This is a genomic window from Maribacter spongiae (assembly GCF_047345125.1).
In the GTDB taxonomy this organism is placed as follows: Bacteria; Bacteroidota; Bacteroidia; order Flavobacteriales; family Flavobacteriaceae; genus Maribacter.
Genome location: NZ_JBLFEQ010000012.1, coordinates 26,034 through 37,621, shown reverse-complemented (window position 1 = coordinate 37,621; position 11,588 = coordinate 26,034). Strand labels below are relative to the sequence as shown.

13 protein-coding genes are annotated in these 11,588 nt (G+C 38.8%); 6 read left to right on the top strand and 7 right to left on the bottom strand.

What is annotated here, in order from left to right; genetic code table 11:
- Positions 1-66: 66 nt before the first annotated feature.
- From trpC to ACKWB9_RS14090, 7 genes are all read right to left on the bottom strand, one after another.
- Positions 67-849: an indole-3-glycerol phosphate synthase TrpC gene (gene trpC / locus ACKWB9_RS14120; RefSeq protein WP_414003664.1), complete on the bottom strand. Its 783-nt coding sequence runs from the start codon at positions 847-849 to the stop codon at positions 67-69.
- Positions 849-1,841: an anthranilate phosphoribosyltransferase gene (gene trpD, locus ACKWB9_RS14115; protein WP_414003663.1), complete on the bottom strand. Its 993-nt coding sequence runs from the start codon at positions 1,839-1,841 to the stop codon at positions 849-851. Before trpD ends, trpC begins: the two co-directional genes overlap by 1 nt.
- A 65-nt stretch (positions 1,842-1,906) precedes the next feature.
- A complete protein-coding gene (locus ACKWB9_RS14110; protein WP_414003662.1) occupies positions 1,907-2,530 on the bottom strand; it encodes an anthranilate synthase component II in 624 nt (207 codons plus the stop codon).
- Positions 2,531-2,571: 41 nt separating this feature from the next.
- Positions 2,572-3,969: an anthranilate synthase component I family protein gene (locus tag ACKWB9_RS14105; protein ID WP_414003661.1), complete on the bottom strand. Its 1,398-nt coding sequence runs from the start codon at positions 3,967-3,969 to the stop codon at positions 2,572-2,574.
- Positions 3,970-4,263: 294 nt separating this feature from the next.
- Positions 4,264-4,845, bottom strand: coding sequence for a YceI family protein (locus ACKWB9_RS14100; protein WP_414003660.1), 582 nt, complete (start codon positions 4,843-4,845; stop codon positions 4,264-4,266).
- Between the two features lie 26 nt (positions 4,846-4,871).
- Complete coding sequence (locus ACKWB9_RS14095; protein ID WP_414003659.1) at positions 4,872-5,504, bottom strand: NAD(P)H-dependent oxidoreductase; 633 nt, start codon at positions 5,502-5,504, stop codon at positions 4,872-4,874.
- 6 nt (positions 5,505-5,510) lie between these two features.
- Positions 5,511-5,957, bottom strand: coding sequence for a MarR family winged helix-turn-helix transcriptional regulator (locus tag ACKWB9_RS14090; protein ID WP_414003658.1), 447 nt, complete (start codon positions 5,955-5,957; stop codon positions 5,511-5,513).
- A 140-nt stretch (positions 5,958-6,097) separates the two neighbouring features.
- On the opposite strand from ACKWB9_RS14090, the gene ACKWB9_RS14085 reads away from it, so the two are divergent.
- The 6 genes from ACKWB9_RS14085 to ACKWB9_RS14060 all read left to right on the top strand — a co-directional run bounded on the left by ACKWB9_RS14085 (position 6,098) and on the right by ACKWB9_RS14060 (position 11,584).
- Complete coding sequence (locus tag ACKWB9_RS14085; protein WP_414003657.1) at positions 6,098-6,409, top strand: rhodanese-like domain-containing protein; 312 nt, start codon at positions 6,098-6,100, stop codon at positions 6,407-6,409.
- A gap of 58 nt (positions 6,410-6,467) precedes the next feature.
- Entirely contained in the window at positions 6,468-7,748 is a 1,281-nt protein-coding gene (locus tag ACKWB9_RS14080; RefSeq protein ID WP_414003656.1) for a DUF2851 family protein, read from the top strand.
- A gap of 10 nt (positions 7,749-7,758) precedes the next feature.
- Positions 7,759-7,986, top strand: a complete 228-nt coding sequence (locus ACKWB9_RS14075; RefSeq protein ID WP_414003655.1) for a PspC domain-containing protein — start codon at positions 7,759-7,761, stop codon at positions 7,984-7,986.
- Positions 7,987-7,989: 3 nt separating this feature from the next.
- Positions 7,990-8,997 carry a potassium channel family protein gene (locus ACKWB9_RS14070; protein ID WP_414003654.1) on the top strand — a complete coding sequence of 336 codons (1,008 nt, stop codon included), beginning with the start codon at positions 7,990-7,992 and terminating at the stop codon, positions 8,995-8,997.
- An 89-nt stretch (positions 8,998-9,086) separates the two neighbouring features.
- Positions 9,087-10,682 carry an alanine/glycine:cation symporter family protein gene (locus ACKWB9_RS14065; RefSeq protein ID WP_414003653.1) on the top strand — a complete coding sequence of 532 codons (1,596 nt, stop codon included), beginning with the start codon at positions 9,087-9,089 and terminating at the stop codon, positions 10,680-10,682.
- A 20-nt stretch (positions 10,683-10,702) separates the two neighbouring features.
- The gene (locus tag ACKWB9_RS14060) at positions 10,703-11,584 is read left to right on the top strand and encodes a ComEA family DNA-binding protein (RefSeq protein WP_414003652.1); all 882 of its coding nucleotides are present in this window, start codon (positions 10,703-10,705) and stop codon (positions 11,582-11,584) included.
- The last annotated feature ends 4 nt before the right edge of the window (positions 11,585-11,588 follow it).

Below are 11,588 nucleotides of genomic sequence, written 5' to 3'. Positions count from 1 at the left end.
AGCTTAGGGAATGTATATTTTCTGGCTGATGATCCGTTATCCTTATGGGTGTAATAGTAATCCACCTTAATTTAGTTTTTGAATGAATTCCGTTGCACTTTTGCCCGGATTCTCCGTCTTCATAAAATTTTCTCCGATAAGAAAACCCCGATAGCCAAATTCTTTTAAATCTTTAATGGCCTCGATACTACTGATGCCACTTTCGGATACTTTTACAAAATCGTTCGGGATCAATCGGGATAGGGACTTACTGGTTTCCAAACTAACCTTGAATGTTTTTAGATTTCGATTGTTTACTCCTAGCATATCCAGACTTGGCATAATGGATTTTTGCAATTCTTCTTTATTGTGTACTTCCAGCAATACGTCCAGATCTAGACTTTTGGCCAACTGGGACAAAAGCTTGATTTCGTTTTGGGTCAATACGGCCGCGATCAATAAAATTACGTCCGCACCATGGGCCTTGGCTTCAACGACCTGATATTCATCGATTATAAATTCTTTGCGGAGCAAGGGCATGTTGACCGATGCCCTGGCCAGCAGAAGATCTTCTAAGCAACCACCAAAGTATTTAATATCGGTCAGAACGCTCATACCACAAACTCCTGCTTTTTCATAACCTTTGGCCACTTGGGCTACATTGGTATCTTGATTTATGGTGGATTTTGATGGAGAACGCCTTTTGTGTTCAGCAATAATGCCCGTATGGCTATTTCTTAGAGCATTTGCCAAAGAAATAGTCTGCCTTTCAAAAAGCACCGATGTTTCCAATTGAGAAATAGGGAGTATCGATTTTTTTAAATCGACTTCCCTACGTTTGTCCCTGATTATTTTATCCAATATATTCATTAGACACTTAGCGTTTGTAATTTTTTCAATGCTTGCAATCCGTTACCACTTACCAGTGATTCTTTTGCCTTTTCGAACCCCTCTTTTGCCGAAGTGCCTTCTACGGTAGCTATGGCTATGCCCGCATTGGCACAAACTACATTGTTCTGAGCTTCGGTTCCCTTTCCCTGAAGGACGTTAAGGAATATTTGTGCAGATTCTTCAATGGAGTCCCCACCAACGATTTCGGATTGTTTTATGGCCTTCAGTCCAAAATCCGAAGGTTTTATGATACTTTCGGAATTATTGGAAATGGTCTTTGTATTTCCCGTCAATGAAATCTCATCGTAACCGTCCAAAGCATGGAGTACAGTAAAGTTCTTATCCGTATTTTGGTATAGGTACCCATACATTCTGGCCAATTCCAGATTGAAGACCCCTACCATTTGGTTTTTGGGAAAGGCAGGATTTACCATGGGTCCCAGCATGTTGAAAAAAGTTTTTACGGCCAGTTCTCTACGAATGGGTGCTACGTTTTTCATGGCAGGGTGAAAGAGTGGGGCGTGCAATACACAAATCCCTGCCTGATCTATGGATTTTTTCAGGAAATCTGCTTCGTTACTGAATTTAACACCTAAAAATTCCATGACATTGCTACTGCCACATTTGGACGAGACCCCATAATTACCGTGTTTGGTCACTTTTATGCCTGCACCGGCCGTTACAAAAGAAGCTAAAGTGGAAATATTAAAGGTATCCTTTCCGTCTCCGCCGGTACCGCACAGGTCAATAGGGTTGTAATCGGATAGGTCCACGGCCAGACAAAGCTCCAAAAGTGCATCGCGAAAACCTTCCAATTCCTCTATAGTGATACTCCGCATCATATAGACCGTTAAGAATGCCGCAATCTGACTGGTATTGTAATCGCCTTTGGCAATATTCACCAATATCCGTTTTGCATCTTCTTTGGCTAGAATTTCATGATTTATTAATCTGTTTAATGTTTCTTTCATTTTTAACGGTATTTAGACTTGACCATTTTCTGACAGCTGAATAGGGGATTACAGGATGCCCCGCTCTAGCTTTTTAACCAATTTTCCAATATTTTTTTTCCTTCCGGTGTTAACACGGATTCCGGATGAAATTGTACGGCACGAACATCATAGGTTTTATGGCGCAGGGACATGATTTGCCCATTTCCGTCAAAGGAAGTAGCCTCTAGAACTTCCGGCATATCCGGATGTACCACCCAGGAATGGTAACGCCCCACTTCTATGGCCTCAGGCATATCGTTAAAAATGGCGTCGTTCTTCGTGATATTGATTTTAGTGGCAATGCCATGATACACTTCCTCCAAGTTAATTAACGAGCCTCCAAAAACTTCGGCGATGGCCTGCTGCCCCAAACATACTCCAAAGATTTTCTTTGTAGGGGCATATTTGGCAATGATTTCCTTTAACAATCCAGCTTCATCGGGAATTCCTGGACCCGGAGAAAGTACGATCTTGTCAAAAGCATCCACCTCATCCAAAGTCAGTTGATCGTTTCGCTTTACGGTTACCGTACAATCCAAATCCTCCAAATAATGCACCAGGTTATAAGTGAAACTGTCATAATTATCTATGACCAATACGGAAGTTCCACGTTCTTCCCCAAATGAAGGAGAGGTAGCTTGTTTATATGAATTTTTACTTTTACTCATTTTTTTAATCTCGTTTAAATTTCCCTTTCAGGGATTAGGGATTATATCCCCTCAGCTATTTCCAATGCTTTGGTCAAAGCACCTAATTTATTGTAGGTTTCCTGTAATTCGGTTTCCGGATCGGAGGCCGCGACCAAACCTGCTCCTGCCTGATAATGCAATCGGTGGTTTTTACTTAAAAAGGTCCTGATCATTATGGCATGGTTAAAATTGCCTTTAAAATCCATAAAACCTATGGCGCCACCGTAATAACCCCGACTGGTTTTTTCATATTTTTCTATGAGCTGCATGGCCATATGTTTTGGTGCACCGCTTAAGGTTCCCGCAGGGAAAGTATCCGCTACCACTTTCATAGTGGGGATATCCGCTTTCTTCTGCCCGGTAACCTTGGAAACCAAATGGATAACATGGGAAAAGAATTGTACTTCCCTATAATTCTCTACTTGAACGACACTTCCATTTCTGCTGAGGTCATTTCGGGCCAGGTCCACCAGCATAACATGTTCGCTGTTTTCCTTATCGTCCACCTTTAATTTTTTAGCCAGTTCCGCATCTTGTTCATCGTTCCCCGTTCTTTTAAAAGTACCGGCAATAGGATGTATCTCCGCTTTTCCATCGCTTACGATAAGCTGTGCCTCTGGAGAACTGCCAAAAATCTTAAAATCCCCGTAATCGAAATAAAAGAGGTAAGGCGATGGGTTTACGGAACGCAATGCCCGATATACATTAAATTCATCACCTTTAAAACCTTGGGAAAATCTACGGGACAGTACCAGTTGGAAGACATCGCCCCTTTGGCAATGTTTTTTGGCCAAAGCTACATGGTCACGATATTCTTCATCCTTTAAATTTGATGTTGGTTCCCCTTCGGTACTAAAATTATAGGAAGCAAAATTCCTGATATTCAGAATTTGCTCCAATTCTGAAATATTATTCTCGGACTCGAAACAATGTGCAAAAATATACGCCTCGTTCTTAAAATGGTTGATGGCGATAATATTTTGATATACGGCATAGTACATATCCGGAATCTGAACGGAATCTTCTTTCTGTGTTATTGTAATGTCCTCAAAATACCGTACTGCATCATAGGCCATATATCCGAACAGACCATTGTTTATAAATTTAAAACCGTTCTGGCCAACTTCAAACTTTTGACTGAATTCATGAACGATCTTTACAACATCTGTTTGTGGATCGATGGAGGTTTTTTTTGATGAGCCGTCCGGAAATTGCTGTAGTATCCCTTCGTTCTCTATCTTGATCGAAGCAATAGGATTGCAACAGATATAGGAGAAACTATTGTCATTGGCATGGTAATCACTACTTTCCAAGAGAATACTATTGGGAAACCGATCCCGTATCTTTAGATAGACACTTACCGGAGTAATAGTGTCCGCAAGGATTTTTTTATGGTGTGTGTCAAGTTTAAATTTCAAAATAATATGTTTTAATTCTTAGAAATAAGTAAGGCTTGTCGTGATGACAAGCCTTTATATAGTTTTACTACAATGATGCTCAGCTCACGATATCCGTCGTAAGTTGTTCCACCACCAAGTATTTGCTTTTATAAAAAACATTAGTCACCAAATATATGAAGGAATTTTTAACTTGCAAACTTTCCTTTTTAAAATGATTTCAATTAAAAATCCCCTTGATGAAGTTCAAGGGGATAAATAAACACTAACCATGACCTGAAAGTATGCTTTGGTTCCTGTTAACATAATTTGTTGTTATAGGGCCAAATTAACTACAAGGTCAAATTCATCATAAATTAATTTATCGCCAAGATTGTCAAAAAAGCTTCCTGAGTTATACTTGACATTGTATTTGGCCCGATCCACTTTTAAAGTGGCCGTAGCCTTATTTTCAAATAGGGAAACTACCAGGGTAACCGGTTTTGTAATTCCCTTAATGGTGAGATTACCGGTTACGGTATAGGAATTTTTGTTAAACGGTTTGGCAGAGGCAAAGACCAATTTTGCTGTGGGGTGTGCTTCCACACCAAAGAAATCATCTGATTTTAAGTGTCCTTCCAGTTTTTCTTTCCCGTTCCCCGCTGTCATATCGGAATTGGAAATTGTGGACATATCCACAACGAATTCCCCACCGGTCAATTTTTTACCCTCCACCATTAAATGGCCGGATTTTAAAGCTATGGTCCCCTCATGGGATCCACCTACCTTATACCCTTTCCAGGTAATGGTACTCTTGCTTACGTTTACTTCTTTTTTCTCCCCGTCTACAGGGGTTGTCGCATTGGCCGTAACCCCGAATATAAAGGTTAAAACCACATTTAAAGCTACTTTTTTCATGATATTCATTTTGTGTTATAGTTAATTTATAAGTGTGTAAAAAGCTTTTCCTGGGCATAGCGCACCTTAGGATAATGTTGGGTGTCGTCTTCACCTGAACGGTATCCTATGGCCAACACTACGGAGGTTTTTAGATTTTTGTCCGCAAGACCTAAAATTTCATCATATTTGTCCACTTCAAAACCTTCCATAGGGCAGGTATCTATTTTTAGCTCCGCTGCAATGGTCATGGCATTTCCCAATGCCAGGTATACTTGTTTTGCCGTCCATGCATCTTTTTGGGCATGGGAAAGTCCCATTAAATTAGATTTCATAAAATCCGAATATCCCTTCAGGTCTTCTTGGGGTACACTTCTAACGGCGCTTACGTTATTTAGGTAATTGTCTACCAATTCCTCGCCGAAATCCGGTTTGTTGGCAAATATGATCAAATGGGACGCATCTGTAATTTGAGACTGCTCCCAGGACACAGGTTTTAGTCGTTCCCTTATGTTTTTTTGTTCCACAACAAAAATATGATAAGGTTGCAGGCCATAGGAAGAAGCACTTAAACGTGTTGCTTCCAACAAAGTATTCAAATCGCTATTGCTTACTTTTTTGGAGCTGTCAAATTTCTTTGTAGCGTAACGCCAATTTAATTTGTCAAGTATTTTGTTCATAATGTATTAAAATTTATCCAATAATCTGTTTAATTCTATAAGTTCGGTTTCCTTAAAACGCCTTAAAACCCTTTCTTCGGTCTCATATAATATGCCGTCTAATCTGTTTAAAAGTGTTAGTCCCTCTTTTGTAATCTGTATTTCTACCTTTCTCCTGTTGTGTTGACAAATCGTTCTGTTTACATAACCTTTGGACAATAACTTATCTACCAATCTTGTGGTATTGCTCATTTTGGTAACCATACGTTCATTTATGGTCGACAAATTGGCCGGTTTCTCCTGTTGCCCCCTTAAGATACGTAATACATTAAATTGTTGTGTCGAAATTTCAAAGGGCTTTAGGGCATTGGTAACCGCTTCGTTTATTTTGTTGGATACCAGGGCCAAATGAATAATTGTCCTCTTTTTTAAAGGAATTTCGGAATTTGTCTTTATAATTTTCTCAACATTCATGTTGTTACAACAATTGTACATACAAATGTAAGTGGATGAAATGGACATTAGCCATATATGGGGATTAAAAATTTGTTAAAAGTTTTAAATGCCCCATTTGTTTAAAATCGATTATTTTTGTGATGCTAAAACAGAAAACTATGGCAGATTTATCACAGGAAGAATGGGAGGAGCAATTAGAAAATGATGACAATGCGGTTATACTCGATGTTAGGACGGAAGAGGAAATAGAAGAAGGCTATATTCCCAATGCCGTCCATATTGATTTTTATCTGGGCGAGGAATTTGTTGATGAATTGGGGAAATTGGACAAGACAAAGAACTATTACGTGTATTGCAGAAGTGGTAACCGTAGTGGTCAGGCTTGCGTTATTATGGATGATATGGGCTTTGAAAATGCCTATAATCTAGAAGGAGGTTTTATGAACTGGACAGGTGAGGTAGCCGAATAAAATATTTTAAATACGACAATAATTGCCCGCTTTGCAGCGGGTTTTTTATTTTTAGGCCGTGAGGGAAGAATTGTTACATTATATATGGAAGTATAAAAAATTTCCTGTAAATGGCCTTATGACTTCCGAGAACGAAACCATTGAAGTTCTCCATGTTGGAAACCATAACCATTTGAGCGGCCCTGATTTCTTTAATGCACAATTAAAGATTGGAGGTCAATTGTGGGCAGGGAACGTGGAGGTTCATATAAAATCATCGGATTGGTACGCGCATAAACATGAAAATGATGAAAATTATGATAATGTTATTCTTCATGTAGTCTGGGAAAATGATGTTTCCGTTTTTAGAAAAGATAACTCGGAAATACCTGCGCTACAACTTAAAGATTGTATTCCCGAAAAATTGTTACAAACCTATAAAAACCTATTTGAGAATAAAGAACAGCGGTTTATTGCTTGCGGAAAAGAGATAAATGGCATACCGGAATTTACTTTTGCCAATTGGATGGAACGACTTTTTTTTGAACGCTTGGAACAAAAAGCAAAGGTCATCTTAAAGCTGTTGAAAGCCTCTAAAAATGATTGGGAAAAAGTTTTGTTCGTTTTATTGCTGAAAAATTTTGGATCCAAAATTAATGGTGATTTATTTTTTGAGGTGGGAAACTCCCTAGATTTTTCTATCGTTCGGAAACTGTATCGGAAACCGATCCAGATGGAAGCTCTCCTTATGGGCGTATCAGGATTACTCGAATCCGATGAAATTATAGATTCCCATTATATACGATTGAAGGAAGAATTTAAATTCTTGAAAAATAAATTTCAACTGGCTACGGTACCTATGGGGCCTCCGGATTTTTTTAAATTGAGGCCGTCTAATTTTCCCACCTTGCGTTTGGCGCAGTTGGCCGGTCTGTATGCTGCCAATAACAATTTGTTCAATTCGGCTATTGTAAACAATGATGAAGATTTGAAATTCATCTTCAAGACGGAAACACACATATTTTGGGATGACCATTATACCTTTGGGAAACGATCTAAAAAAAGGAAAAAGAACATTTCCCAAAAGTTTATAGACCTATTGGTTATCAATACGATACTTCCTTTGAGATTTTGTTATTTAAAGAGCAGGGGAATTGCCCGGGAGTGGGAATTGCTTACGCTAATTGAGGGTGTGAACAGTGAGGACAATAGTATTGTTAAGGGTTATGAAGAGTTGGGAGTACCTGTAAAAAGTGCTAAAGATAGCCAGTCATTGTTACAGTTGTACAATCAATATTGTTCTAAAAATAAATGTTTGCAATGTGCAGTGGGTTCGGAATTATTGAATTTAAAATCTTAATTTTATAACTATGAACAGGTTTTATGATTTACTGCATTATCTCCAAAAAAGAGGCTTTGAGGTCTGTGGTAGAATAGCGGAAAGATTGGGGATAAGGGCGCGCATAGTTCGTACATCATTTATTTACCTGACCTTTGTGACCCTGGGCTTTGGATTCGCATTATATCTTTTTCTTGCTTTCTGGCTAAAAATCAAGGATTTGATCTATACCAAACGAACTTCCGTTTTTGACCTTTAAAATATGATAAAACTTTTCCGTTCCAAGATTTACCTGGCTTTGTTCTTAATGGCCGCAGTCGTTGTTTTTGGGGTTTTTGGATACCGTTATATTTCCGATTATTCTTGGATAAACGCGCTATACATGACGGTTATAACCATGGCTACGGTAGGTTTTAAAGAAGTGCAGCCGTTAGATGATACGGCCAAGATCTTTACGGTATTTTTAATCTTGGCGAGTGTGTTTATATTGGGTTTTGCCATTTCGGTACTTACGGAGTATGTAATGAGCAGAAATTCCCTTCAAATCCTAAAAAAGAAAAAAGTGAAGAATAAAATTAAAAACCTGTCCGGTCATGTGGTTGTCTGTGGTTTTGGACGTAACGGGATGCAGGCCGCCGAAAGATTAACAGCCTATAAAAGGCCATTTGTTGTTATTGAGCGGAATAAAGAACTGATCCAAAAGTATGAGGATGAGGTGCTGTTCGTAGAGGGCGATGCCAATGATGACAATGTATTGTTGTCCAGTGGAATAAACCGTGCCCAATATTTGATTACGGCCCTTCCCGATGATGCCGTTAATTTGTTCGTAGTCCTGTCCGCCAGACAATTGAACAATGAACTGTTTATTATCAGTAGGGCATCATTAGTGACCTCGCAAAAGAAATTACAACTCGCCGGTGCTAATAAGGTGATCATGCCCGATAAAATTGGAGGTGATCATATGGCTTCCCTGGTCTTGATGCCCGATTTGATAACGTTTATGGATAAACTGTCCATGGAAGGCGAACATACCATTAATCTGGAAGAAGTTTCCATAGAGGACTTTACAGATCAGATGGATTGTAATTCCTTAAGGGATTTGGATTTAAGAAAAAGAACGGGATGCACCATCATAGGTTATATAGCACCAGATGGTGAGTATATTATAAATCCCGAAGCGGATTTAAAACTACAGCCCAAAAGTAAGGTTATCGTGTTGGGAAGGCCCGAACAGATAAAAAAGCTTAATGAAATGTTCCACATTGGATAGGCATCTTTTGAAGATTTTTTTGATTGCCTACATAATTTTTAGGATATTGCCAGTTTTACGGACTAATTACTGACTTTAAACTTAAATTTATGAAGTATAGACTTCTTACTCTTTTTACACTGTTTTTGCCTTTTTTAAGTATTGCCCAAGAGGCTGCGGAAATGGGTGTTGATGAAAAAATAGATCAGGCCTTTGGTAATGCCACGGGTTGGTTTGTGAATTTCATTTTTTATCAGATTCCCTTCACGGAAGAAATTAAAGTTTATTGGGTTTTATTTCCATTGATTTTAGGAGCTACTTACTTTACAATATATTTCAAGTTTATAAATTTTAGAGGTTTTTTTACTTCTGTCAATATTGTTCGGGGCAAGTATGATGCCATAGATCATCATGAATCGTTAATTGCGGCCGGTGATTCCACACCGGGTGGAGATGCTATTGAGACCATAGCGGTTGAAGGTCATGATGGTGAAGTTTCGCACTTTCAAGCTTTGACTGCGGCATTATCGGCTACGGTTGGTCTTGGGAATATTGCAGGTGTTGCAATTGCCGTATCGATCGGTGGTGCCGGTGCGACCTTTTGGATGATAGTAGCGGGGCTATTGGGAATGGCTTCTAAATTTGTGGAATGTACGCTAGGGGTCAAGTATCGTGACATTGCCGAAGATGGTACTGTATATGGCGGACCTATGTATTACCTTACCAAGGGATTGAAATCCAAGGGGCTAGTTCGTTTAGGAAAAGTTTTAGCGAGTCTTTTCGCCATTTTTGTAATAGGTGGTTCTTTTGGAGGAGGCAATATGTTTCAAGTAAACCAGGCTTTTCAATTAGTGGAAAATATAACCGGAGGGGAAAATTCTATCTTGTATGGTAAAGGTTGGTTGTTTGGCGTTGTTATGGCCATATTGGTAGGTATAGTCATAATCGGCGGTATTAAGAAAATAGCGAAAGTAACGGATAAGATCGTGCCATTTATGGTGGTCGTTTATGTAGCGGCATCTCTTTTTGTGCTTATTGCAAAATATGATATGATCGGAGATGCGTTCCTGCAAATTTTTAATGGAGCCTTTAGTCCAGAAGGTGTTTTGGGGGGAGCCGTTGGGGTTTTGGTCCAAGGATTTAGGCGTGCGGCATTTTCAAATGAAGCGGGTGTTGGGTCTGCATCGATTGCACACTCTGCCGTTAAAACCAAATATGCTGCAAGTGAGGGTATGGTGGCCTTGTTGGAGCCGTTTATTGATACGGTCGTGGTATGTACTATGACGGCGTTGGTATTGATCATTACCGGGAACGTATCAGCTGATAACGCTACCTTGAACGATGCGCAAGCAATTTTGCTCACATCGGGAGCATTTGAATCTGTTATCTCTTGGTTCCCATATGTACTTACTATTGCGGTAGTTTTATTTGCGTTCAGCACTATGATTTCCTGGTCATATTACGGTTTTCAAGGTTGGGCATATTTATTTGGAAGATCAAAAAAAATGGAATACACCTATAAGATCATATTCTGCATTTTTGTGATCATAGGTGCTGCGGCGAGTTTGGGCTCGGTAATCGGATTTTCGGATGCTATGATTTTTGCCATGATGGTTCCTAATATGGTCGGAATAATAATTTTGGCCCCAAAGGTAAAGGATGAGCTTAACAAATATTTGAAGGCCATAAAAAATATACATTCATAAAACTGATTTTTCAGAGATAGATGAAATTGTCCCACTTTAAGTTCAATAAACAGGAACGGAGTGGGATTTTCTATTTACTCTTGTTACTTGTTCTTGTGCAAACAACTTATTTTCTATATCAGAAATATCGGTATACCGATCAAGGACAATTGGTATTGCAGACCGAGACACAACGGGAGATAGACGAGCTGAAGATAGCGGCCGCTAAGGATACCGTTCGGATGTATCCTTTCAATCCTAATTTCATTTCGGATTACAAGGGATATACTTTGGGAATGAGTTTGGGGGAGATAGATAGATTAAAGGCTTTTAGGGCTAAGGATAAATTCGTCAATTCTGCAGAAGAATTTCAGAAGGTTACCCATATTTCGGATGCGCTCCTACATCGTATTGCACCTTATTTTAAGTTTCCGGATTGGATTCTTAAGAATAGGCAAATCGTGGTCAACGATAATCGGGTGAAAAACAAATCCAGGAAGACCACAAATGCAGTGATTGAAATAAGGGATTTGAACTCGGTCACCGCTGAAGAATTAAAAAGTGTAAGGGGAATAGGGGATAAATTGTCCTCCAGGATCATAAAATTTCGAAATCGTTTAGGAGGTTTTATAATCAATGAACAGTTGTATGATACCTATGCGCTAGAAAAAGAAGTTGCGGATAGGGTTTTATTGAAATTTAAAGTTCTTAAGGTTCCATCCATAACAAAAATGAACTTGAATGAGGTAACAGTAGAAGAACTGTCAAAATTGTTATATATTCAAAAACAAGTTGCATTAGCTATAATTAATTATAGAAATGTTAATAAAACCATCAATTCTTTTGATGAATTGCTAAAGATTAAGGATTTTCCAGTTGATAAGATTGAGAGAATTAAACTATATTTGACGCTCAAAAAATAATGTT